The organism is Psychrobacter sp. WY6 (genome assembly GCF_018448495.1).
Classification (GTDB): domain Bacteria; phylum Pseudomonadota; class Gammaproteobacteria; order Pseudomonadales; family Moraxellaceae; genus Psychrobacter.
Window position 1 is genome coordinate 2,670,176 of the sequence record NZ_CP049902.1, and the last position, 25,315, is coordinate 2,695,490.

The 25,315-nt window shown below is 39.5% G+C and carries 20 protein-coding genes and 6 pseudogenes; 10 read left to right on the forward strand and 16 right to left on the reverse strand.

Translation table 11 applies throughout. The annotated features are described in order from the left end of the window. Positions 1-108: 108 nt before the first annotated feature. The 3 genes and pseudogenes from G7Y90_RS19220 (at position 109) to G7Y90_RS13285 (ending at position 6,643) form a co-directional block, all read left to right on the forward strand. Positions 109-2,122, forward strand: a pseudogene (locus G7Y90_RS19220) (site-specific DNA-methyltransferase). Between the two features lie 11 nt (positions 2,123-2,133). Further along, entirely contained in the window at positions 2,134-5,397 is a 3,264-nt protein-coding gene (locus G7Y90_RS13280) for a restriction endonuclease (RefSeq protein ID WP_250162594.1), read from the forward strand. Positions 5,398-5,855: 458 nt separating this feature from the next. Then, positions 5,856-6,643, forward strand: a protein-coding gene (locus G7Y90_RS13285; RefSeq protein ID WP_502937361.1) for an IS5 family transposase whose coding sequence is annotated in 2 segments (ribosomal slippage) — positions 5,856-6,096 and positions 6,096-6,643 — 789 coding nt in all. Because the reading frame shifts where the segments join, the coding sequence is not laid out codon by codon here. 454 nt (positions 6,644-7,097) lie between these two features. Here G7Y90_RS13285 and G7Y90_RS13290 read toward each other — a convergent pair. From G7Y90_RS13290 to G7Y90_RS13325, 6 genes and pseudogenes are all read right to left on the reverse strand, one after another. Further along, entirely contained in the window at positions 7,098-7,334 is a 237-nt protein-coding gene (locus tag G7Y90_RS13290) for a hypothetical protein (RefSeq protein WP_200663584.1), read from the reverse strand. Between the two features lie 48 nt (positions 7,335-7,382). Continuing rightward, positions 7,383-7,607: pseudogene (locus G7Y90_RS13295) on the reverse strand (integrase core domain-containing protein); the annotation flags it as partial. Positions 7,608-7,628: 21 nt separating this feature from the next. After that, positions 7,629-9,340 (reverse strand): annotated as a pseudogene (gene tnpC, locus G7Y90_RS19225) (IS66 family transposase). Between the two features lie 81 nt (positions 9,341-9,421). Beyond that, positions 9,422-9,766, reverse strand: coding sequence for an IS66 family insertion sequence element accessory protein TnpB (gene tnpB / locus G7Y90_RS13315; protein WP_250162598.1), 345 nt, complete (start codon positions 9,764-9,766; stop codon positions 9,422-9,424). Beyond that, a complete protein-coding gene (locus G7Y90_RS13320; protein WP_250162599.1) occupies positions 9,763-10,158 on the reverse strand; it encodes a transposase in 396 nt (131 codons plus the stop codon). Before G7Y90_RS13320 ends, tnpB begins: the two co-directional genes overlap by 4 nt. 80 nt (positions 10,159-10,238) lie before the next feature. Beyond that, positions 10,239-11,113 (reverse strand): annotated as a pseudogene (locus tag G7Y90_RS13325) (IS3 family transposase); the annotation flags it as partial. Between the two features lie 496 nt (positions 11,114-11,609). Here G7Y90_RS13325 and G7Y90_RS13330 point away from each other — a divergent pair. Beyond that, positions 11,610-12,303, forward strand: a pseudogene (locus tag G7Y90_RS13330) (IS5 family transposase). A gap of 18 nt (positions 12,304-12,321) precedes the next feature. On the opposite strand, the gene G7Y90_RS13335 reads toward G7Y90_RS13330, so the two are convergent. The 6 genes from G7Y90_RS13335 to G7Y90_RS13360 form a co-directional block, all read right to left on the reverse strand. Continuing rightward, on the reverse strand, positions 12,322-13,746 hold the full coding sequence (locus G7Y90_RS13335) for a site-specific integrase (protein ID WP_250162600.1): 1,425 nt from the start codon (positions 13,744-13,746) through the stop codon (positions 12,322-12,324). A gap of 34 nt (positions 13,747-13,780) precedes the next feature. Continuing rightward, positions 13,781-14,581: a hypothetical protein gene (locus G7Y90_RS13340; protein ID WP_250162601.1), complete on the reverse strand. Its 801-nt coding sequence runs from the start codon at positions 14,579-14,581 to the stop codon at positions 13,781-13,783. Then, positions 14,563-15,576: a hypothetical protein gene (locus G7Y90_RS13345; protein WP_250162602.1), complete on the reverse strand. Its 1,014-nt coding sequence runs from the start codon at positions 15,574-15,576 to the stop codon at positions 14,563-14,565. Before G7Y90_RS13345 ends, G7Y90_RS13340 begins: the two co-directional genes overlap by 19 nt. Positions 15,577-16,086: 510 nt before the next feature. Continuing rightward, a complete protein-coding gene (locus G7Y90_RS13350) occupies positions 16,087-17,028 on the reverse strand; it encodes a hypothetical protein (protein WP_250162603.1) in 942 nt (313 codons plus the stop codon). Between the two features lie 52 nt (positions 17,029-17,080). After that, positions 17,081-17,566 (reverse strand): hypothetical protein, encoded by a 486-nt coding sequence (locus tag G7Y90_RS13355; RefSeq protein WP_250162604.1) that lies wholly within the window; start codon positions 17,564-17,566, stop codon positions 17,081-17,083. A gap of 305 nt (positions 17,567-17,871) precedes the next feature. Further along, positions 17,872-18,300, reverse strand: coding sequence for a hypothetical protein (locus G7Y90_RS13360; RefSeq protein WP_250162605.1), 429 nt, complete (start codon positions 18,298-18,300; stop codon positions 17,872-17,874). Between the two features lie 569 nt (positions 18,301-18,869). On the opposite strand from G7Y90_RS13360, the gene G7Y90_RS13365 reads away from it, so the two are divergent. The 5 genes from G7Y90_RS13365 to G7Y90_RS13385 all read left to right on the forward strand — a co-directional run bounded on the left by G7Y90_RS13365 (position 18,870) and on the right by G7Y90_RS13385 (position 22,145). Beyond that, the gene (locus G7Y90_RS13365) at positions 18,870-19,355 is read left to right on the forward strand and encodes a hypothetical protein (protein WP_250162606.1); all 486 of its coding nucleotides are present in this window, start codon (positions 18,870-18,872) and stop codon (positions 19,353-19,355) included. Between the two features lie 198 nt (positions 19,356-19,553). Next, the gene (locus tag G7Y90_RS13370; protein WP_250162607.1) at positions 19,554-19,988 is read left to right on the forward strand and encodes a hypothetical protein; all 435 of its coding nucleotides are present in this window, start codon (positions 19,554-19,556) and stop codon (positions 19,986-19,988) included. Between the two features lie 887 nt (positions 19,989-20,875). Next, positions 20,876-21,178 (forward strand): leucine-rich repeat domain-containing protein, encoded by a 303-nt coding sequence (locus G7Y90_RS13375; protein WP_250162608.1) that lies wholly within the window; start codon positions 20,876-20,878, stop codon positions 21,176-21,178. Positions 21,179-21,216: 38 nt separating this feature from the next. Further along, positions 21,217-21,597, forward strand: a complete 381-nt coding sequence (locus G7Y90_RS13380) for a leucine-rich repeat domain-containing protein (RefSeq protein WP_250164001.1) — start codon at positions 21,217-21,219, stop codon at positions 21,595-21,597. A 32-nt stretch (positions 21,598-21,629) separates the two neighbouring features. After that, the gene (locus G7Y90_RS13385) at positions 21,630-22,145 is read left to right on the forward strand and encodes a leucine-rich repeat domain-containing protein (RefSeq protein ID WP_250164002.1); all 516 of its coding nucleotides are present in this window, start codon (positions 21,630-21,632) and stop codon (positions 22,143-22,145) included. A 154-nt stretch (positions 22,146-22,299) separates the two neighbouring features. On the opposite strand, the gene G7Y90_RS13390 is transcribed toward G7Y90_RS13385, so the two are convergent. The 3 genes and pseudogenes from G7Y90_RS13390 to G7Y90_RS13400 form a co-directional block, all read right to left on the reverse strand. Continuing rightward, complete coding sequence (locus tag G7Y90_RS13390) at positions 22,300-22,725, reverse strand: IS5 family transposase (protein WP_200663560.1); 426 nt, start codon at positions 22,723-22,725, stop codon at positions 22,300-22,302. Between the two features lie 160 nt (positions 22,726-22,885). Then, a protein-coding gene (locus tag G7Y90_RS13395) for an IS3 family transposase (RefSeq protein WP_250162609.1) occupies positions 22,886-24,051 on the reverse strand; the annotation gives its coding sequence in 2 pieces (ribosomal slippage) (positions 22,886-23,796 and positions 23,796-24,051; 1,167 coding nt in all). 60 nt (positions 24,052-24,111) lie between these two features. Continuing rightward, positions 24,112-24,303 (reverse strand): annotated as a pseudogene (locus G7Y90_RS13400) (transposase); the annotation flags it as partial. 174 nt (positions 24,304-24,477) lie between these two features. On the opposite strand from G7Y90_RS13400, the gene G7Y90_RS13405 reads away from it, so the two are divergent. Next, positions 24,478-24,624: a YgjP-like metallopeptidase domain-containing protein gene (locus G7Y90_RS13405; RefSeq protein WP_250162610.1), complete on the forward strand. Its 147-nt coding sequence runs from the start codon at positions 24,478-24,480 to the stop codon at positions 24,622-24,624. Positions 24,625-24,687: 63 nt separating this feature from the next. Here the strand turns inward: G7Y90_RS13405 and G7Y90_RS13410 are convergent, their stop codons facing one another. Further along, on the reverse strand, positions 24,688-25,290 hold the full coding sequence (locus tag G7Y90_RS13410) for an FtsZ/tubulin family protein (RefSeq protein ID WP_250162611.1): 603 nt from the start codon (positions 25,288-25,290) through the stop codon (positions 24,688-24,690). Between the last annotated feature and the right edge of the window lie 25 nt (positions 25,291-25,315).

The following is a 25,315-nucleotide window of genomic DNA, read 5'->3' on the forward strand; positions in this document are numbered from 1 at the left end:
ATAATTGCTACAACCAATTGTCGTACTTCATTCATACTCACCAGATTTAGGAAGACCTAGATGACCAACGCCTCCCAAGCAAACAAACATGATAGCGATACTCTCGACATGCACAGCCCTAACCTAGTCGATGACAATGTGCAAAAAATCATGGCGCTATTCCCCAACTGTATCACTGAGTCAGAGGATGAACACGGCAAGCTAAAAAAGGCGGTAGATTTTGATTTGCTACGTCAAGAGCTGTCACAGTCATTGGTTGAGGGCGGGCAAGAGCGCTATCGGTTAGACTGGCCGGGCAAACGTCAAGCGATATTAGAAGCCAACTCCCCTATTGCCAAGACGCTGCGCCCAGCGCGTGAAGAGAGTGTCAACTTTGATACGACCGAAAACCTATTTATAGAAGGTGATAACTTAGAGGCGTTAAAGCTACTGCAAGAGAGCTATCTAGGTCAGGTCAAAATGATCTACATTGACCCACCTTATAATCTGGGAGAAGATCAAATCTATAGAGATGATTTTTCTGAGAATACAGCCGACTTCTTAGAACGCTCAGAGCAATTGGATGAAGAAGGTAATCGCTTAATTACCAATACAGAAAGCAATGGTCGTTTTCATTCTGATTGGCTAACCATGATGTATAGTCGCTTAAAGTTAGCAAGAAACCTCTTAAAAGATGATGGCGTTATATTTATTAGTATAAATAATAGAGAAGTTTCTAATCTCCAAAAAATTTGCAATGAAATTTATGGTGAAAAAAACTTTATAGAATGTATTACATGGAATAAACGTGTTCCTAAGAATGATAAAGGCATAGGAAATATACATGACTTTTTGCTAGTTTACGTGAAAAACAGTGACGTTAAACAAGAATTCATAATGTTAAAAGATGGGTTGAGTGAAATATACGCAGTTTTAAACAAAGTGAAAAATAAAAAGTTTTCGATTAGTGATGCTGAAAAAGAAATTAAAAAGCTATACAAAAAGGGTCGTATGACAGGGGATTACATTATACAACTCATTAAATGATGATTACAAACTATGGGGTAAAATCAACATGAGTTGGCCAAATGCTGATACTTTTGGCCCTAGATATGAAGTGCTTCATCCCAAAACAGGAAAGCCTGTTAAAATCCCTGAAAGAGGGTGGCGATGGAAACAAAGTACTTTTAATACAGCCGCTGGGATTGAGGACGGCCTTTATAAAGATATTATTGAAAGACATGATGGAAGTTTTACTTGTGGTGGAATATGGTTTGCTAAAGATGAGCACACTCAACCAAGTTCAATTACCTTTTTAGATGACGTAAATTATTTTTTACTTAGGTCTATCTTATCTTTAAAAAGTAATGGAGGCATTGAAGTTGAAGACTTGTTCCAACAGAAAAATTACTTTTCATACCCTAAACCAACTTTATTAATTAAAAGCCTAATTAAATCAATTAGTCTTAAAAATGAGTTAGTCCTAGATTTTTTTGCAGGCTCATCTACCACTGCTCATGCGGTCATGGACTTGAATGCTGAAGATAACGGAAATCGTAAATTTGTAATGGTGCAACTAAATGAGTCAATCAATCCTGATAAACAGAAAGACGCTTATAAGTTTTGTTTAGATAATGACTTTGAACCTAATATAGCAGAAATATCTAAAGAACGTATCCGCCGTGCTGGTCAAAAAATCTTAGCTGATAACCAGGATAAAGACGGCATCGAAGATTTAGATATTGGTTTTCGCGTGCTAAAAATTGATAGCACCAACATGAAAGACGTCTATTACACGCCCGATAACTATGAACAGGCCACATTAGATAACCTAGAGTCACATATAAAAGATGATCGCACTGGAGAAGATTTACTATTTCAAGTAATGCTCGATTGGGGTGTGCCTTTATCTTTACCTATAGAAGTCAAAGACATCCAAGGTAGCTTAGTCTATTACGTGGGTATGGATAGTTTAGTCGCATGTTTTGACACGCTAACGACTGACTTAATAGATGAGATATCAAAGGACAAACCGCTGAAATTTGTCTCAAGTGAGCTGGCGATAGCCCATGACCAAGACAAAACCAATATCAAAGCACGTTTTGCGCAACTATCACCTGATACGCAAGTAAAGTTCATCTAAGGATTTGAGTAATGGAAATTAAATTCAAAGAGCTCCAGTATCAACTTGATGCGGTGAATGCGGTAGCAGATTGCTTTAAGGGGCAACCGAAAGAAGTTGCTCAACGATATACCATTGACCAAGGCAAGCAAAAACCTTTACCTAAACCGAAAGGTGAGACCTTATCTTTGTTCACTGAGAATGAGGCGCCTAGCACTAAGCAGCCATCGCTATATGATGAGTTGCATATTGGCTATGCCAATGCGCCTATTGACGACCCCTCAAAAATATTAGAGAACATAAAACGTGTGCAAGCAAGCCAAGGCTTGCCACAGTCATCTGAGCTAATCACGGATGACACCTCTACTAAAGGCGGTAAAGGACAGAACCTAACCACTAGTGCTATCAACCTAAACATTGAGATGGAAACGGGTACGGGTAAAACCTATTGCTATATCCGCTCTATGATGGAGCTAAATAAGCGTTATGGGTGGTCAAAATTTATTATCGTCGTACCGAGCATTGCTATCCGTGAAGGCGTAGCAAAAACCTTTGAGATGACAGCTAACCACTTCCAAGAAAAGTTTGGCAAAAAGCCTAGATCATTTATTTATAACTCTGACCAGTTGCATGAGCTTGAAACTTTTAGCTCAAGCTCAGATGTTTGGGCAATGATAATTAACGTTCAAGCTTTTAATACCATAAAGCAAGGCGCTAACAATAAAGCCGCCCGTAAGATTTATGCTGAAATGGATGACTTTGGCTCACGTCGTCCTATTGATGTGATACGTCGCAACCGCCCTATTCTTATTCTTGATGAACCTCAAAAAATGCAGTCTAAGAATACATTAGAAAGCCTGAGTTATTTCAACCCTCTATTCATTATACGTTATTCAGCGACCCATAAGCGCGACTATAATCTGGCTTATCGCTTAGATGCATTAGATGCCTATAATCAAAAGCTAGTCAAAAAGATTACCGTCAAAGGTGTTGAAGTCAAAGGATTGTCTGGCGCTCATAGCTACTTGTATCTACAAGATATAGAAGTGTCTTCATACGACCCTACGGCTAGGCTTGATATCGAAGAAAAAACCAAATCAGGCGTCAAGCGTCGTGTTCGTCGTGTTAAAAAAGGTAGTGATCTATACACACTATCCAACCAAGCCACACAGTACAAAGACCGTTACGTCGTCGCTGAAATAGACGCTCGCGATCAGTCTTTGACTTTTACTAATGGTATAAAAATTCATGTTGGTGAGGCACTTGGCCAAATCGATGAGCAGCTAATGCGTACTATTCAGATACGCGAGACTATTCGTGCCCATCTAGACAAAGAACGCGTGCTGTTTAATCAAGGCCTTAAGGTGCTGAGCTTATTCTTTATTGATGAAGTCGCAAAATACCGTCAGTACGACGATGAGGGCAACCGTATTGATGGTGAGTATGCTCAAATATTCGTTGAACAATATCAGCAACTGGTTGATGATATGATAGGTCTGAATGTAGAAAATGATGCTTATCTTAATTATCTAGGTGAGATTGACGTTGACCGTACTCATAATGGCTACTTCTCAGTCGATAAAAAAAGCCAACAGATGGTTGATCCTACAACCAAAAACTTTGTAGATGAGGAGCTGGGTGGTAAAGTCAGTCTGACCGATGATATCGACGCTTATGACCTTATTTTAAAAGATAAAGAAAGCTTACTGTCCTTTCCTGAGCCAAACGACTCAGAAGAGACTCGCCACAAAAAAAGTGTTCGCTTTATCTTCTCACATTCTGCCCTAAGAGAAGGCTGGGATAATCCTAACGTATTTGTCATTTGTACCCTAAAACATTCTGAAAACACCATTTCTCGCCGGCAAGAAGTGGGACGAGGCTTGCGTTTGGCAGTACGCAAAGACGGTATGCGTATGGATGCCAATCACTTGTCCAAAGGTGATATTCATCGTATCAACAACCTCACAGTCGTCACTAATGAAAGCTACACCGACTTTGTGACTAACTTGCAGAAAGAGCTGGCAGCAGCTTTGTCTAGCCGACCTACTAAAGCCACAAAAGACTATTTTTATAATAAAGTACTAACGCTAGATGATGGAAGCAAGCATGAGGTAAGCGAGCGTGATGCTGATATGATTGTCCATTATCTTATTAAAAATGATTACATAGATTTTGATAAACATATCACTGATAGCTATCATGAAGCTGTTAATAATGACAGCTTAGCGCCGCTACCAGAGGCACTTGTACCTTTAACAAATCAAATAGTAAAACTAATCGGCGGTATCTTTAATCCCAAAGACCTTGAAGGTATGACCGAGAATGATAACAAGACAACACCCAATCCTATCAATGAGAATAATTTTAAGAGAAAAGAATTCTTAGAGTTATGGAACCGTATTAATCACAAGGCAGTATTTGAGATTAAGATCGATAGTGGAAAACTTATAGCGCAGAGCATTCAATCCGTTGAAGCAGCAGCAAAGCAAAGGAATAATAACTTTGTAGAATCACTTAGCTATAAGCTCGCTCAATCTACTCAGCGCGATACTATCACTCATGAAGAACTGACCGCTAGGCAGTCATTTAGCAACCCTACCACCTCGACTGAATCAGCAGATGTTTCTATACGTTCACAAGTGAAATACGACTTAATAGGCTCACTGAGTGAACAGACGGATCTTACCCGTCGTAGTATCGTGGCTATTTTAAAAGGTATCAACAACGCAATTTTTGCGCAGTTCAAAAATAACCCTGAAGCCTTTATACGTGAAGTGGCTCGCCTTATTAATGAAGCACGTATCAAAATGGTTATCCAAGGGCTGACCTACTATACGATCGACCAGACTTACCCGCTTAGTGAGATTTTTGTGTCGAATCAAAAAGTTCCTAGTGACTCGCTAAAAGTTAGCCGACATGTCTTTGACTATGTAGCGACGGACTCAAGCATTGAAAAACGATTCGCTCAGGAGCTAGAAGGTGCTATTGACGATGTAGCGGTATATGCCAAGCTGCCTGATAGATTCAAAATACCAACCCCAGTGGGCGACTACAATCCTGACTGGGCCATTGCTTTCAACGAAGGCAAAGTGCGTCATATTTATTTTGTGGCTGAAACCAAAGGCTCAATGATAGACGCTGACTTACGTGAAAAAGAAAAGTATCGGATAGAGAGTGCTAAAAAGTTCTTTGATGCACTAAACCTAAAGGCTGGCGAGAATAACGGCCTTGTAGATCAGACTGTGAAATATGGCGTGATTGACAGCTTTGATGAGTTATTAAAGCTGGTTAGTTAGATCAATAGCTTCAACTGAAAATAAGGTTTTTAAACAGGTTTTTTATGAGTGAGTAATATTTCGATAGTGTTGCTTTCACTTATCAGACGGCAAAACCATTATTTTTTAAGGTACAACATTATCAAAGCTAAGCACTGTAAAAATTAGAGCAATAGGCTTTATCGTATATGAAAGCCACCGAGCCTTACCGTCTGGGCTTAGTGAGATTTTACTATTTTCAGATTTTCTCAGCTAGGTTGGTTGATATTGGGGTTTGAAAATTTTGTTAGCAAGTATTCAAAGTAAACTGGGCTAGCATCATTTTTGTCAGTAGATTGCAAACAGCCAACAACACGATGTGCCAATAAGCTTTTTGCTGTACCTGGTGCACTTATTAGGGCGTGTCCCTAATTGGAAAAAGGGGTAATAGTCGCTAAAATAAAGGTTATATTTTAGCGATCGATAGGTATTCATTAAAGATGGCCAGACAAGCATTAACCGATAACCTTTGGGAGCAGCTACAAGCGACTATGGCACAACATGGTTGCTATCAAAAAGAGAATAACCGCGAAGTAATGGAAGCCATTCCTTGGAAACTCCGTACAGGCGCTCCTTGGCGAGACATACCTAAAGAATTATGCCCGTGGAAGACCGCTTACAACCGTTTTAATCGCTGGTCAAAAACGGGTTTGTGGGAGAAATTTTTTTTAGCCTTTGAGCAGAAATTGATACGGAGTGGGTATTCATCGACGGAAGTTATATACGCTGTCACCAACATGCAAGTGGAGCTCGGCTTGGTGAAGATCGAGCAATTGGACAAAGCCGTGGCGGAGCAACTACAAAGATATACCTATCCTGTGATGCCGATGGATATCCGCTCGATTTTAAAATCACTGGGGGTGACGTCCACGACAGTCAAGTTGCAGGTGAATTGATTGACATGATTGGACAAGCTGATTACTTTATCGCTGATAAAGGCTATGACTCAGAAGCCATCAGAGACAAAGCACGTACCCACGATATGGTGCCTGTCATCCCTACAAGGAAAAATGCCACACAGTCTAATCCAGAATTTGATAGTTATTTATACAAGTTACGGCATTTAGTAGAAAATATGTTTGCAAGGCTTAAACACTTCCGTAGTATAGCCACTCGCTATGAGAAGTTGGCTCGCAACTTTAAGTCTATGCTTTACCTAGCGTGTACCATTATTCATTGCAAGATGAATAATGGTACACGCCCTAGTAAGGTTACAAGCCTGCTTTAACTTCATTTTTGCGTCCTACCAGTCCATGGTTTAAATGCTCTTACAATGTAATTATTTTATTTTTTAAATCCGCCATTCTACTGCCTATTAATATTATTAATGGATACTATTTTTATCTTTGCTAAGATGGGGTAATTAATATTAAGGTTTGCACCTTTATACGTGACAACGTGACATGCTATTAGATACATACCTTTCAGCACATTATAAGCTATGGATAGCATTAAAAAGTCACGAATATAAAATGACTGGACGCTATATAGTATATAGCTTGTCACGTTGTCACCCTAAACCTACCTACGTCTACACTTCGCTGCTATCATTACCGAAGACTTAATATTCTAAGGAAATGCAAAACAACAATGATATTAAAATAAAGCTCAACCCTCTAACCATGAAAGCGATTAGAGAGTTGAGCTTAACGTTTAATCAACATACAAGTAATTGTTTTTTTTTAAGGTCTGTAAGTTAATCCTATATCTGCCATTTCACCCAAGTATTCCATAGTGCGTGTAGTAAAGTTCGGCCCAATAGCCGCCACCTCTGCATTTAATGCAAACTTTAAAACATCTTCAGCACCTGACGATTCACCTCTGAATTTAAATATGTATCCATCTAGTAGCTGATTACGATATTTTATACCATCTACAAAATCAACGTAATGTTCAACATACTCTGGCCCCTCAATCATTTTGACCCCTGCCGTCAATCCCGTAGACTTAAACTTGGGAGATTTTAGTTACGCAGCTTGACGATAATAATCAAACCACACCTGTCTTGGCGATTGATAGCCCAAACCCTTTTGGATCCTCGTCTGATTGTAGTACAGCTCGATATAACTGATAATATCATTGATGGCTGTGAACCTTTTTTAGTCTTGATGATATACCAGCTCATTCTTTAATACGCCCCAGAAGCTTTCTATCGGAGCGTTATCGAAACAGTTGCCTTTGCCGCTCATTGAGCGTAAGCATCCGACCATCCCCTATTGCGATGGCATCCAGAGATGAGGTAACAACTCATCTAGATCATCTTGAATAGGCAGGCGTCTTAGCACGTCTGTCAAATAGGCAGACACATCCAAGCCATTTAAGCGAGCGGATTGAATGATTGACATAATATTTGCAGCACGCTGCCCACTTCGTAGCGAACCGGCAAACAACCAGTTTTTACGCCCAAGTGCCCATGGACGCATCTGATTCTCCGCCCAATTATTATCAATCGGCAACCTCCCATCATCCAAATAACAAGTCAGCGCTTGCCAACGTTTCAGGCAATAATCAATCGCCTTAGTAATACTGGCATTCTTAGTGGTTAAATGTCTTTTTTCTTGTAACCATTGGTGCAGCTTATCCGCAATCGGTTTGGCTTCTCTTGCCTGATTTTCCGGACTATCTGGGGGTCTCTTGGCATTGGGGATGTGTTTTTTTCAAATCGCTCATCAATCTCACGTTCAACCGCATACAACTGCCCGAATAACGCTAATGCGTCAATGCTAATAATACTTTGTCCAGTAACGTGCAATTCATGAAACTTATGCCGTGCATGGGCCATACAACCGATTTCGCTCACGCCTTGATGAAATAAAAACTTATATCCACTGTAATCATCGCAAATCAGCTTACCGTGCCATTTGTCTAAAAAGGCTTTAGGGTGCTCATTACGACGGCTCTGGGCAAAGTCATACACCACCGCTTTTAATGCACCGTGCTGTGGAGTGAGATACGCCCAAACATAGCCTTTCTTTAATGATTTACTGCCGGCTTTCACAGGGTTTTTCATGATAGACACCGGTGTTTCATCGGCATGTAAGATAGGCTCAGACAGTAACAGCGAATGCAAGCGATTCGCTAAAGGTGCCATGGCAACACCACAGCGTCCCACCCAGTCTGCCATGGTGGCATCGGGAATATTTACCCCACTTCGCTGATAGATAATATTCTGCCGATATAGAGGCTGATGGTCTGCATATTTGCTAATAAGGATGTGCAAGCAGCTCTGGGGTGGCGATGCTTTTGTTAATAATCTGCTTGGGGCAGCCGCTTGATGAATGATGTCACACTCACGGCATACCCATTTAGGGTAGAGGTGACGCTCAATATAAAACTGCTTAGGGATGAGTCCAAGTTTGTCCTGTTTATCCTCTCCAATTCGCTTCATTTGACAGCCGCAGTCACAGACGGTAAGTGGTTCATGAACCTGGGTTTTGACCTCAAGGTTGTCAGGAATCACTGTGTATTTGGCACGCTTTGTTTTTTTAGGCTGATCAGTAGCTGAAGCTGGCAGCTCATCTGTGATCTCTTTGGCGGCTTTAAGCTCACCCTCATTAATGAGGGTTTATGCCTCAGTACGTTCAATCGCAGGCAGCTTGGCAAGCTCATCTTGGCTTAAGCCGCTAAGGTAGTCATCTCGGATTTGTTCAAGCTGCGCTAAGTCCTCTTGCGCGGCCTCATAATTTAAGTGGGTTTGTCTGGCAGTGATGCCTTCGCTTTTTTGTCCATAGAGCCGGTGAATAAGCCGCTTTTGTTTTTCGATGAGTTCAAGCACTTGTTCATACAGCTTGTGGTTTTCTTCAACCACTTGGTTAAAAAGCTGCTGTAGTTGATCGTGACTTGTGTTTGTTTGAACAAGCTGTTGCTGCAGGTGCTCATTACGCTGTTCAAGCAGGTGGATTTTCACCAGAAGCTCGGCGTAAATGGGGTCTTTTGATAAGTCGGATAAGTTGGCAACAGTCATGGCGATATGTTGCCAGAGTTTTATTTGCCTGTCATCTGCTACTTATAGGATGGGGGTTAATTTATCTTTGCCCATGTTACGCCAAGGCAGTCCACTGATTAAGGCATTAAATTGTTCACGGTTGATGCTGATGCCAGTTTGAGTGGTGGTGAGTGGTTTGGTTAAGCCATGAAACTTGCTGTCGTCTAGCTGACGGCTACAGAGCCAAACCCCAAGTCCGTCATGAATGAATACTTTTAGGCGTGTGCCTGCTTTGTTGTAAAACAGGTAGGCACAGTGAGGGCGAATGCTTTGGTGTTCGGTGATGATGTGGGCCAGTAGTTTGCCACTACCACATCGCATGTCCATGGGCGTGGTGGATAGCCAGATGTGAGTGATGGGTATCATTGCAGTCCTCGTAGTAGGTCAATCAAGCTTTGAGTGTCTATTTGGGCAATGTTGAGGCTTATCGCCCCAGATGCTCGAGCTGTGATTTGCAGTTTGATGTTTTGTATGACGGAGGGTGAGCGTAGATGCGTGACTTCAGGCTCAAGATGGATTGGGATAAAGTGCGGGTTTGGATCATGAGGACTGTTTATAGCACCAAGTAATGTGTCAGTTTGAGTCTTTTTGCGGTGATGCTGACGTTTCCAGTTATGGAGAAGGTTCTGGTTGATGCCATGGTCTCGAGCGATACTGGCAATTGATCGCCCTGAACTTTCAGCTTCTTGTACTAAAAGTTCTTTAAACTCAGCACTGTAAGTTCTACGTTTGGGTTTGTTAGGTGGTTGTGTTGTCATGTTAGTGTCCACGATTATTAATCGTGGACACTATCTCGCATTTTTTAAGTGAGGGAAAGATGGGATGGTCGGATGCTTACCATTGAGCCTATAAATTGATGCTGCTTAATGGTCTTGTGGTAGGCGTGACTGCAATACTGGCTGCCTCTATCAGAATGCACAATTAGTCCCTTGCTTGGGCGTTTATTCTTAATTGCCATGTTAAGCGCACGACATACTAAATCTGCGGTCATGCGCTTGTTAATAGCGTAGCCGACAAGCTCTTTAGTGTATAAATCTTTGACTCCAGCTAAGTACAGCCAACCTTCGTCTGTCCAGATATAAGTAATATCGCTGACCCAAGACTCATTGGGACGCTTGGCGTCAAACTGCTGATTCAGCACGTTGTCATAGACCAGTTTATTGTGATTGGAATCAGTAGTGACTTTAAAGCGCTTATGACGACGGCACTTGATGCCGTGTTCCTCTTTAATACTTCTAATCATGTAGGGACTGATGTCATGGCCTTGATCACTTAGATGCGCATGTAGACGATCTACGCCATAACGCTCATATGTTTCAGTATGAGCGGCTTTTACTAGTAGCTCGCAGTGATTACGATGTATCTGCTGATCACTAATGTCACGATTTGACCAGTCATAGTAACTTGATGATTTAACCTTTAATACACGGCACATAGTTGTGATGCTAAATATCTGCTGATTGTCTTTGATAAAAGCGTACTTTACTAGCTGTGCTTGGCGAAGTACGCCGTCGCCTTTTTTAATATCTCGCGCTCCTCCTCAGCAACTTTAAGCTGGCGCTTTAGCCGTTTTACTTCTTCAAGGGCGCTCATAAGATCAGGGTCGTATTGTTCAGTGCCCACAAGCTTGCCCTGATTGGCTTTATTCTGCCAGTTAGATAAGGTTTGCATGGCGATCCCGAGCTGCTTTGCAGTAGCTGAAATTTTGCTGTTTAATCTGAATTTAGTTTTAGTCTTGACTTAAACAAGCCTTTCGTAACATGCCAGCAGATGCATAAAGCGTGCGTTGTGATCATCAAGTACAATATCTAACTAGATAGGATGTTATAGTCATCATTTGTCTCTACACCCTTTTTTACCGTGACAACGTGACAACCCTTATGCTCTATAGCATTCAGAGCAATATTATTCATGACAACCTTTAGGTCGAAAAAGCTAAAAATCAGGTTATAGCCCCTTCAAAATATGACTTGTCGCTCTGTCACATCACTAATAGACTTATTAATGCTCATATGATCAATTCGGATGAGTCAGCTTGATAACTACTACGAGTTACATTCAAGAAAATAGTCATTTAAAATTGTAAAAGGATCTAGGGCGTGTCATCAATTAGCAGAGATATTTCAGAATAAGCTGTAGTATACCTAGAAACTTGAGCTCAACGCCTATGACAAGACGACATGCCCTGCGAGATGACCAATAGAAGAAAATTAAAGGCATCCTACCTAGACAACCCAGTGACGTTGGTGTTATCGCAAAAGATAACTAGTTATTCGTGGAAGCCGTTCTTTACCGCTATAAGATGGTGTTCCTTGGCGTGATCTACTTGAACGCTTCGGTGACTTTAGAGTAGTTAATACATGTTTTAGCCGCTGATTAAAAAAAGAGGTATGGAAGCATGTGTACTCAGCTGTCTGAGGGGTCTGTCAACGAATATGCCATTTTAGATGCCACCATAGTTAAAGCCTATCAACACAGTGCTGGAAAAAAGGGATCAAGCCATTGGACGCAGCAAAGGTGGACTGACGACCAAAATACATACTCGAACAGATGCGCTAGGTAATCCTACTGGCTTTTATCTAACCGGTGGCGCGGCTCATGACCTGTGTGGCTCAGATAAGCTATTAGATGTCAGTATCACTCAGACATGGCTTGCCGATAAGGCTTACGATGCGGATGCCCGCGTTATTGAACCGATTGAAGCCGTACAAGGCCATGTAGTCATACCATCTAAGTGTCATAGGCTGCAGCCAAGAGACTTCGATAAAGAACTTTATAAAGAGCGGCATCTGATCGAGAACTTCTTTGCCAAGATTAAGCAGTACCGTGCAATTGCTACTCGCTGTGATAAGTTAGCCAGTTATTTCCTCAGTGCAATTCATCTGGTTTCTTGTGTCATTTGACTTAATTGATGACATGCCCTAGTTTTTAATTAGCACCATTAGTAAGCATCCCAAATATTTTAGCACCCCCGATGATGCATAATAGTGATCAGTGGTAGCCAAGTTTTTGTCAGAGTGTTTACGTTTTTTCTGTACTACCCTTACCTCATAGCCATGAAAACTCTCACGAGCACCGACACGTATTGAGCTGTTCAGACTCAAGTCTTTTTTAACATCAATTACAACTTGCTCGCTATATGCCCTAACCTGCCAATGTCTGGCATCAATAAGCTGACAACCTACTAGCATAAAACTCTGTAGCCTCTCCAGTTGGGTCTTCTTAATACCAAAATGAATTGATGAGTTATTTAAGTTATGTTTATGTGCAAATATCTCAATAAACATTCTCAACTTCTCAGGATCCTTTATAGACATCTGATATGCTCTATCTAATGCTCTAATTATTACTTCCTGGTTTTTACTACCTTTAGGCCTACCTAGTAATAGCCTGTCATCGTCGAACAGCTCACTAGCGCGCAGATATAAACATTTAGATTCATTTAGACTTATACCATGTCTAATAGCAACTTCAGGTAACAGCTCATCTCGAGAGTTTATGCTTAACTTCTGCAATTCCTCCAGAAAACCTATAACGTCCGCATATTTAGGATGAATGAAAATTGAATTTGTATTTGACTCATTAAATCCATTCAAATTACCGTTTAACAGCTGTTGGTTAGCATTTTTATCAGCTCCATCTATACTCTTAAATAATGGTATTTTATTAACAGCTATTTTTTTAAGAATATATTTTCTTATCTTATTTAACTTTACAGCCTTTGTCGTTGCATCATAAGCAGTTTTGTCTTGCCTATAAATGATGGAGTAATCTAGTCCTGATATTAGCTGTAAAACGGTTATAGGTAGCTCCAAGCAAGCATTATTCAGCCGCTCCCCTGCCAGCAGATGAGCAGTATGAATATAATGCTCGAAGGTTGTGTCGCACGTTAAATGCCCGGCAAAGCTAGCCAGCCCAAACCAGGAGCCTTGATCCTTGTGATAGCCAAGGACGCCTTTTATGACTTTTTCGCACTGCTCATTATCATAATCAGTCATCACCTGTGCCAATGGCGACTTACTTAGTACTAACGCCAGCTGACTAATCGCAGTATGCCTAAAGCTATGAAATGTGAAGTCGTGCTCTCCTAGCAACCTGTCCCAAATTAACTTCATGAGATTACTAAAAACCACACTGGGTAACGGCTGATCGCCTGAACCTTGAGAAAACAAGTAACGACGCTTCAATCTTTTCTGCTGACGATATAACTGAGTAAATTGTTCTAGCTCATCTTTCTTAAGTAGGTAGTTAATGGGTATAAGGCGGCTTGCGCTGCTACTTTTCAATCTCCGATAGCGATTTGGTCTTACCCATATTTGTGGCTGCTCTATTCGTTGTCCGTCCATGCTCATCAATATGATGTCAGCTATATCACGAACTTTAACACCGATAGTTCTTTATTCGCAACCCTGTTCGATACGCAAGACTTAACACTACTAAGCAAAGGGCTTTCTGTTCATCGTCTAAATCCAAGTTGACCAGATACTCTTTCATCGCATGATATATCCGAGGTGATATCATGTTCGCATTTACCACTTGGCGTTTATTACCCCACGGAAAATACACAAACGGCGCATTATAGTACGCTCTCTGATAATCATGGAAAGCTCGCAGTCTACCGTAAGTAAATTTTTGAGTATCTTTGAGCTTATCCAGATATGAAACTTTGTTTTTCTTTACGTGCTCGTTCTTTAAGCCATTGAGACTATCTTGACTTAACACATCGTCTGCACAGCCAACTAAATCATCATCCGTATCTAGATTGTCTTCACCAAAGCCTGAGTCTTTGTTCAAAATAGACTGCTTTCTTCCATCCTTAATCTTACTTTGAATAATCTCCTCATATACAGCCTCAAAGTCCTCATCAGACCATTCATCAAGATTCTCATCCATTGTTAGCATCAGCCAATCCCGACCAATACATCCCAGATATTTACTGATGGTATCTAACCTGTTATTGCTATCATTCAGTAAGCTCTTTACCCATCCTAAAAGACGCATAGCGTTGGGTTGAGTTAACTCCTGCTGTAACAGCTCTACTTGTATAATAGCGGATGCTTTACTACCTTTAAGGGCATCTTGAACCTCTTTAATGAGATTCTTGCTAAAGCTTGGATACTCCCTACTATTGGTACTTCTTTTTTCCGACCATGAATAACTTGCTACAAAAACTCTGACCAAGTAAACGGCGGTAGGTTTGCTCTAATTATCTCTTGATTATAATCAATAAGCTTATTTGTGTTTAAGCCCGTTGTTTTAATCTTGCCCTGTCTAACAATAGCCAGCGCGCCATCTATATCGGCACCCTTCATCTGCCGCCAATGATAGTCAGCGTATTTTATTAACTGTGATAAATGCGGTTTACTTTTATCTTTATTCTGTAGTTTTAGCTTCTTACAAATATCATTAATAATGGTTTCAAACGATTTCACACCTTCTTTTTTTAACTTTTTATCTTTCAGCGCATATAAAAAGCAAAGTGTCATATCATCAGGTATGTACTCTACATAGCGCTGTAAGCTTGTAACAGACATATCCTCTGAGGTATATACTTGCGTATGAGAACAACCGTAATTATCATCATTAATACTTAGCAAGATTAGCGCCAAACTCCCGCTGCTGACACCTGAACCTGATAACTCATCAGTTGCTGGTAGCTGCAATTGATATATCTCACGTTCGCCTAGGAGCCATTGATACAGTGCTTTTAACATATCTATGTCATTCAATCCCCCATACATCACGCTACAGTAGAGCACTGACTCAATCAAATCATTGTTTGAGAACCTTCTTTTTCGTTGCCACATTTCAATCATTTGCTGGCTAGCAAGGCTTACTTGAGCACCATTTACCATCCAATCATAAGATATTGTTAAATGATCACCTGCTGCTATGACTGGCACAACTGGTTCATCCAAACTCAGTTCATGAGCTTTGTTGTAACTCCGTATGTATTCTAAAAATCCTTGTCTGGCTAAGTGATAGCTATGCGCAGTATCAAAATGCACCTCAAGTATGCTACCAATGGTTTGATAGTATTCAGTTAGGTCTGTTCCTGTGGGTATGTGATTGTCATCAACATACGAAGCTATCAAAACTTTTGCCTTATCTTTGATACTCTCATGACTCTTGCTTTTATTTTCTTCTCTTAACTGATGAGCAACGGCACTATCCATATATATTCACCTCAACTTGTCGTAGGTTAATCTCAACCGCAACTTTATCTAAGTCAGCGGATAATTCTTTTAGCTCATTAATGGATAATGACGACATGGGATGCATAGCCTCCTGATCTGGATGTTCATGACCATATAAGGCGCAGATCAAATACTCAGGCGACTTATTCGTGAGTAGTGAGCGTAATTGATGTCTTAGCCAGTTATCTTGGTGACTAAAAAAATGTTTTATCTGATAGCGGACCTTACTAGGCGTAATACCGGAGAATCCTTTGGGGTTTTTACTGAAAAGATGAATGAGTGGCTGACTAGAGTTCAAATATTATTTATAGGAATTGTCATTGGGATATATAGGATTATGCATGACCGCAAATTGCTTGATATATTCAATATAATTCTGAATGGCCGTGATTAAGAAATCACTAAGAGGAATAAGCCTTCCCTGCCCTTGTCCATGACGCTCTTCTTTATCCGACACCCATAACAGTTTTTGCCTAAAGTCAAATTGATTTAAAGCCCAGGCGCATGCTTTACGGGTCTAATCCCAGTTTGAATAAAGATGATATGCCATAACCAAACACCATAAGCATTAAACTGCTCAATATAACGATCCTGCTTTATGCTTACGTTCCGCTTTAATCGACCGTTGTAGCTCTCGGTTGCCTCATCAAGCTCATTAAAAAACTTTTGACAGATATCAGTATTTAAAGTCATGTCACTACCGATATATTTTTTATACCGATTACTTTTCGTGCTAGACATATTAAGCTGTCGCAGCTCACCTTGGCTGTCCGCAGTACAGTATTTGGTCAATAAACATATAGCGCTGTAGTAGGTCTTCTCTAAGCTTATCGTCTCAATACTGGTGTAATACAAAGGCGAGCTGTGTTTCACATCAACCCCAGTAATTATGTCGGCATGTAATGGCTCTTGCAACTCGTTCTTTATAACTGTATATAAACAAGCGTCAATATGCTGATTCGATAACACTGGTAGCTCTAGTTGCATTTTTAAGCTTGCCAGCACTTCAGACACTTCATCGCCATCCACCAAAAACTTATTTTCAATAACTGCTTGCAGTCTAGCTGGCAGAGGTAATTTAAATTCATTATCATGGCTTTGACGATGTGGCAATAAGTGGCTTCTACGATTTGAAGTTACGTTAATAGTATTAATAGCATAACTATCAGCAGCCGAACCGCTCTCATGATTCAACCACTTGCGCTGACTTTCATCCAGTTCTAACTCATAAATCACATCTTGGATCTTCCGACCACTTAGCATGATAGCTATAACTGCATAAATCTGACGCTGCTTATAACTGACAAATAAAAAAAGCCGATACACCCGAGCAAATAGCATCTGATAGCTCAGTAGGCTTAGTTGACGTAGGTTGGTAGGAAAATAAAACTGGTTACGGCGGGCGTGTCGATAGTTGTTTTTAGCTTCCATTGCTGCAACTCTGAGGATTTAGCGGTTGTCCTGGAAGGCTTAAAATCATTATCTAAGAGCGCAGGCGGGTCATCATCAGCAATATTCTCAGCGTCCGCCACGTTATCATTTTTATGGTGTCTGCCAAATATTGTCGCTCGTAGTGGCTCATCAGCACTATCAAGGTATCGCTTATTAGCGTGTTCTTACTAAATTTATTGTTTTGTGAGTTGGTATAGGTTTTACTCACAAACGCTTTGTTCTCTGCAATCACTTCATAGGCAAGTCTTATTTGACCAATTTTTCCAGCCAACTTTTGATTAACCACTTTGCCTGACTCTTCACTTCTTATCTTAGCTTCATATACGCGTAATGCTGATAGTGCATTCGTCAGTGAAACATGTTGAGCATGGATATCAATCAGTTTTTTAACAATCTCAGATTGTGGGTTATTAGGCTTCAACCCCATCCTTAGACGCACACTTAGCTGACTGACTTTTGCAGAGTGTTCATCCTTACGTATAGCAATCATAATAATTATTTGCAGATATGCACTCATAAACTGCCATGCTTCATCATCCCTATGTGCTTGACCATACCTCTGGTAAAACAAGACCAGCATATAAGTGACTGCCCAATCTTCAATTTTTTCTCTTTGACGACTTTCCTGGCGATAGCTTCACATTCAGACGATGTAAATACTGGCATATCTATCTTGGCTTGCACCAATATGTAGGCAAAAGCCTGGATTAATAAAAAGTATTAATAATCAGGTTTTGTACTTTTATACAGTACGGTGAATCAAGTGGCACTAAATGATCTAAAACCCTCTGTAATTCGCTGTTATCAAATGCATATTCTTCATTAGGGTGCACCACTCAACCAGCTCATACTTTGAGGAATACCTAGAACTCGATCTTCTAGTGCAAACTTACATTGGCGATATTCATAACTACTCTGGCTAATACCTGCAAAATGGCAATACTCCTTTACAGTCAGGTGCCTAACCCCCATGAGCTGACATATAAAACTTTGAGGCGCAGCACTTTTAAGCGCTTTAAACAAATCAGGATGGTGAATATCTTTCAAGAACATTAAATTTATAACTTCCATCCATGCCAGCTGCTGAATATCTTTAATACTTTCAGGCGTGATTAAACACGGATAATCACTATCACTTTCTAACTTTAAAATCTGATTAATCCTTTGGAATTCATTAAAGAAATAAAAACCATTATCTCCTCCCTCAATCAATCGAAGTGGCGGTCGATAGAACTTATCAATACATTCCATATTGACATAGGTAGCCTCAGGTTTAAATCTCTGCCAAACAGATAAAGCCGTCTCAGCATAACGATGTACAAGTAAGTTACTTTTACCTGGAACTATGAGTTTTGCCTTGGCTTAAAGTTAATATTTTTCATTTTTAACTAATAATTAGTGAATAAAATTCATGTTATCCAATAATTACTTAGGTGTCAAACACTTTAATGTCGTGGTGCTCAAAATTGGAGAATGGCTATAAACTTTAAACCTTTCAGATTATTTTAAGCAAAAAAAACCTCTTAAAGCCATAATTTATATAGCTCTAAGAGATCATTATTTTTTAGGGTTTTATTAGGTAATGAGCCCAAAGCTGGGGTTTTGGATTTTTCTTTAGTATCTTATTCTTAACCTCTTAATCTCTGAAACCGACTAATAGCCTTAACTACTAAAAACGGGGATATGCTTAGGAGTTCAAATTCGATTAGCAACCGTTCGTCGGTTAAAAAAATAACCAGTATTTCAGACGCTATAATCAACTTATCAGCAAGGCACTCATTTACTTTGACTGAAATTAAAACTCAAAAAAGGATATATTTATGAAGCTCACAAAAACACTGATGGTTACTCCATTGTTATTACTTTCTATTAGCGCTATTGCAGGCATGGGTGATGTCAATGGCAGTACCAAATGCACCACCGTTGACTCTATTAGTAAGAAGAAGGCTATCGTAAAAGCTTGTACTTACGATGGTGCAGTAGGAGGAAGTATGAGTTATGCAATTAGCCAACTAAATTTTAAATTGCCTAATTGTAGTACTTACCGCACCGTCAATAATGCGACGTTTGATTTTGATAAAAACGGAAACGTCCAGAATTTAAAAGAAAGCATTTCAATCAATGGTAAGGCAGCTGAAATTATAAATTTGCATTATAAAACATTTAAAAAAATCTCGGATAAAGAAATAGAAAGTCGTTATGAAAAGAAAAATCCTAACTTTTCTGATGTTTTACAATGTTTCAAATACATTAAGAAAGATGCTGCTTTCTGTGTTCCTTATGAGTTTATTAGCAGTATGTCCTAACAGTTATTGGCTATAATGCGTTCCTTACTATGTACCTGAATAATCTAAATTTATTTATTGGAGAGACTATGAAATCTATATCTATAACTTCTTTGGCTCTATTAGCGACCGCAGCTTTACTATCTACAACTACCCTAGCTGCCCCTAGCTCTTCTAAAAGTATCAGCAGCTACAAAAGCAATGATATGGTTCATGTGTTTGGCTGGATGGAAGACGCTTGTACTGGTGAAAAACCGCCTTATAAAAATTGCTGCTAAAGACACAGCATTTATAGACAGTATTAGAGGTCAAAGAGCCTATGACAATTTCGTAAAGCCAAAGGCGCAGTGGTTATCGGAATATCAAAATATGATAAAAGATGTAAAAATGAAAAAAGGTGAACCATACACTGAATATCGAGTTATTTTCAATAAAGGCGTTACCTACCGCGGTCAGCCTCTAGAGGAGTATACATTCAGTTTTATACCTGAATCATCAGGTGGTGAAAACGTTTTAAAGTTTGCATCGACTGCGACTGTACCTACCATTATGCCGAATTTTAAAACTCGAACCATGGAATACTGGGGTGAAATGGAAAAAAGAGGGGCCGGATACGACTCTAAAAATAAAACGGTTACCTGCTATTTTTGGTAAATAGCTTTTTTTCGAACAGTGATGACCCCTGCTATCAAATCCATATACCTAAACTTGGAGGATTTCGATTAGCAGGACTTTTGAAAGCCCACTAACTATAGCCTAAATTCTTTTGAATTCTAGCCCCACTGCGAGCACAGCTCTTGTCTTGCGTAGGAACGAAGCAGTGCTTCGCTCTATCCCTCCTCATTTATAATGTCTCGATCCTCCTGAGCAACCTTGATATCGCTTTTAAAATATTTATCCTCTTCTATAATAACTATGCTTTTAGGGTCATAAGGCTTATTGCCGCTAAGCTTGCCTTCATCAGCTTTGTTCTACCAGTTAAATAAGGTCTGCACTACTATGCCTCGCTGATTTGCACTCACTGAAATATCATCATTATTATCTACTATTTTTTACACAGCTTCAGCTTTTAAAGCTGCACTGTAGACTCTTACTTTCTTAATCATAATAAACTTCTGTTGATGCACCTAACTTACCAAATTTTGTTATAATTTTTTTAGAATAGCTCATAACCTCAGAAGTGTCTCCTTGTCTTTTTATAAACATACTCTATCAGAATGTCAAGTCTTCGAAAACCTCGGGCTATTCAGTATTATAAAAAAACGTAATAATTACAATTCATCCCTGCGACACCATTTGTCGTGTATTTAGATTGCAGTCATTGCAATATGAATTGATATAAGAGATATTAGTATGAAATCAATTATTTATAATCAATAAAGTTTAAACTTATTTTTTAAAAAGGATTTTACCAATATATTATTGAGCGTTTAAATTATGCTCGCCAGCGTTAAAAAATCATAGTCGATACTTCAAGCTGTATAGCTAACTACTTAGGAAAATTGCGATGACAACCAAAAAACCTAGCAATTAAACCATGGATGGAAGAAATTTGGGTGTGGGCAGATAAATTTGGACTCTCAGAAGAACAGCTGCCTCGTGACGCTAATGCTTTATCTTCTTTGACTGAATTATCGTTAATTGAAAAAAGTATCACTAAAGTACCACAATCCATAGGTAATTTAAAAAACCTAAAAAGCCTCGATCTTAGTTACAATTGTGATATGGATGCACTGCCAGAGAGTATGGATAAACTTATTAATTTAGAAGAACTACATTTAAGTGCTATATCACTTAAGAAACTACCTAAAAACCTTACTAATCTTATTAATCTCAAATATTAAATTTAGGCGGCAATAAACTTGAGACACTTCCAGAAAGTATTGGTGATCTTGTAAACCTAGAAGATTTAATTCTTTACGAAAACGTATTGAACACGCTACCTCGTGGTATTAAAAAATTAAAAAACTTAAAACAACTTGATTTAGAAGGTAATAAATTTGAGACTCTTCCAGAAAGTATCAGTGATCTTGCAAACTTAGAATATCTGAGACTTGACTGTAATGCGTTAAATACGCTACCTGATAGCATTGGTCAAATAAAAAGCTTGAAGAAGCTAAATTTAAACAGTAACAAACTTAAGGCACTTCCAGAAAATATTGGGAATCTTATAAATCTAGAATATCTGAGTCTTGACTATAATGCGTTAACTACATTACCTGATAGCATTGGCAAATTAAGAAACTTAAAACACTTGATTTAGAAAGTAATAAACTTAAGATTTTTCCAGAAAGTATTGCTAATCTAGCAAACCTACTATACTTGAATATTAGCCAAAATGCGTTAAACACACTACCCGATAGCATTAACAAATTAAGAAAATTGAAACGAATTTATTTAGAAGACAATAAGCTTAAGACATTACCAGAAAATATTACTGATCTTGTAACCCTCGAATGTTTGAGGCTTGACTATAATACGTTAAACACGCTACCTGATAGTATCGGTCAAATGAAAAAATTGATGGCACTTGGCTTAGGAAATAATAAACTTAAGTCAATTCCAGAAAGTATTGGTGATCTTGCAAACCTAAAAGATTTAGGTCTTAACGATAACGCGTTAAGCACGCTACCTGATAACATTAGAAAATTAAGAAACTTGGAAGAACTTGATTTACAAAGTAATAAACTTAAGAGTCTTCCAGAAAGTATTGGTGATCTAGCAAACCTACAATATTTGGATCTTAACCATAATGTATTAAATGTACTACCTGAAAGTATTAGTCAAATGAAAAAAATTGATGTTACTTAGATTAAGAACTAATAAAATTAAGACGCTTCCAGAAAGTATTGGCCAGCTAATAAATTTAGAATATATTAATGTTGAGGATAACCAATTAAGTATACTGCCTGATAGCATTGGTCAAGTAAAAAGCTTGAAAAAAACTAGGGCGTGTCCAATTAAGTCAAATGACACAAGAAACCAGATGAATTGCACTGAGGAAATAACTGGCTAACTTATCACAGCGAGTAGCAATTGCACGGTACTGCTTAATCTTGGCAAAGAAGTTCTCGATCAGATGCCGCTCTTTATAAAGTTCTTTATCGAAGTCTCTTGGCTGCAGCCTATGACACTTAGATGGTATGACTACATGGCCTTGTACGGCTTCAATCGGTTCAATAACGCGGGCATCCGCATCGTAAGCCTTATCGGCAAGCCATGTCTGAGTGATACTGACATCTAATAGCTTATCTGAGCCACACAGGTCATGAGCCGCGCCACCGGTTAGATAAAAGCCAGTAGGATTACCTAGCGCATCTGTTCGAGTATGTATTTTGGTCGTCAGTCCACCTTTGCTGCGTCCAATGGCTTGATCCCTTTTTTCCAGCACTGTGTTGATAGGCTTTAACTATGGTGGCATCTAAAATGGCATATTCGTTGACAGACCCCTCAGACAGCTGAGTACACATGCTTCCATACCTCTTTTTTTAATCAGCGGCTAAAATGACCCCTGCCGTCAAATCCGTAGAACCAAACTTGGGAGATTTTAATTACGCAGCTTGACGATAATAATGAAACCATACCTGTCTTGGCGATTTATAGCTCAAGCCCTTTTGAATCCTAGTCTGGTTGTAATATAGCTCGATGTATCTAATGATATCGGTAATGGCGGCAAATCTAGTTTTATAATCCTTATGATATACCAGCTCATTCTTCAATATGCCCCAGAAGCTTTCTATGGGTGCGTTATCAAAGCAATTACCTTTGCCACTCATTGAGCCTATAAACTGGTGCTGTTTAATGATCTTATGATACGCATGGCTACAGTATTGACTACCTCTGTCTGAGTGCACAATTAATCCTTTATTAGGCCGTTTGTTTTTGATTGCCATACTTAGTGCTTTGCAAACTAAGTCAGCAGTCATGCGTTTGTTGATAGCATAGCCGACCAGCTCTTTGGTGTATAAGTCTTTGACTCCTGCTAAGTACAGCCAGCCCTCATTTGTCCAGATATAAGTAATATCGCTTACCCAAGACTCATTAGGGCGCTTAGCATCAAACTGCTGATGCAGCACATTCGGATAGACCAGCTTGTTGTGATTAGAGTCGGTGGTCACTTTAAAGCGCTTATGACGACGACATTTAATGCCGTGCTGCTCTTTGATGCTTCTTACCATATACAGGCTAATGTTGTGGCCTTGCTCGCTTAGATGAGCATGCAATCGATCTACGCCATAACGTTCTTTCGTTTCACTGTGAGCCGCTTTAACTAGTAATTCAGACTGGTTGCGATGTATCTGCTGGTCACTGATGTCACGACTAATCCAGTCGTAATAGCTTGAGGGCTTAACGCTCAATACACGGCACATAGTAGTGATGCTAAATATCTGATGATTGTCTTTGATAAAGGCGTACTTTACTAACTGTGCTTGGCGAAGTACGCCGTCGCCTTTTTTAAGATCTCGCGTTCCTCTTCAGCCACTTTAAGCTGCCGCTTAAGCTGCTTTATTTCTTGAAGAGCACTCATAAGATCAGGATCATATTGCTCTGTGCCGACAAGCTTGCCTTGATTGGCTTTGTTATGCCAATTTGATAGCGTTTGCATGGCAATGCCAAGCTGCTTTGCGGTAGCCGAGATATTGCCATTATTGTCCGCTATCTTCTTGACGGCCTCGGCTTTAAATTCGTCACTGTAGCTTCTTATTTTCTTGGTCATGATAAACTCCGATTAATACGCTTAGTTTACCAAGTTTAGGTGTACGGTTTTTTCAGCATAGCTCAAACGGTTGTAAGCGGTCTTCCACGGGCATAATTCTTTAGGTATGTCTCGCCAAGGAGCGCCTGTACGGAGTTTCCAAGGAATGGCTTCCATTACTTCGCGGTTATTCTCTTTTTGATAGCAACCATGTTGTGCCATAGTCGCTTGTAGCTGCTCCCAAAGGTTATCGGTTAATGCTTGTCTGGCCATCTTTAATGAATACCTATCGATCGCTAAAATATAACCTTTATTTTAGCGACTATTACCCCTTTTTCCAATTAGGGACACGCCCTAATACCAGTAATACTACTAGCATCAAGTATTTGTAATCTATTCAAACTTAGACCTGGCCAAAAAACCACTGTTTTTTTGGAGTATATTATCTTGCATGAATTACTACACTTCAAAGAACGGCAGCACAACGATAGATTTAAAGCTCTGCTCGACATTCACATGCCAGACTGGCGATCTAGACGAGATTTACTCAACCAAATGCCATTAAACCAGGAAAACTGGAAACATCAAGAGTAATGCTTTAGTTATAGACTAACGCTTAGGTTTGAGCCTCTACCTAGTCCTCAGCATATATCGCCTTTAAACAAAACAGTCTGGCTCATCAGTGATTCTTGAGCTGTAATATATGAACTCATCATTAATAGATAACGAATTTTTAATGGCTTCTGTTATATAGGAAAGAGTATCTAGCGAAGGGCTTTCGATACTCTCTATGGTAACTAACAGTCTCTTAGCATTACGAGCTTTTATAAGTTGACTAACTAACTGCTGTGCAGCTGCCTTTACTGATTTCGATATAGATTCACCTGGGGCACTTGCTTGAATGAACTGGAATGAATTGCCATACTCAAACAGACTTTTGATATCCACAACATCTATACCGATGATGGTACTTGCAGAGTTTACATCGAGTATTCTAATGACATTATCTACTTCATTAGGCTGACATCTAATAACGCCCTCTATAATATCTAAGCGCTTAAATTCACTATCATCTATTTGCAAGCCTACTAAAAACCAAGCCTCTGACTTCTCTTTTAACTCTATTAGCGCCTCCTCATCCCAAGCATCACTGATGATAAAGCAACCAATAGCAGACTTTGGGTAATGATCCATGGTTTGTCGATATAGAACAGCACTAGGTATATCATCTCTATACGAGTCATCAATCTGATACTTCATGGTTATGCTCACTGATCATTAAGGA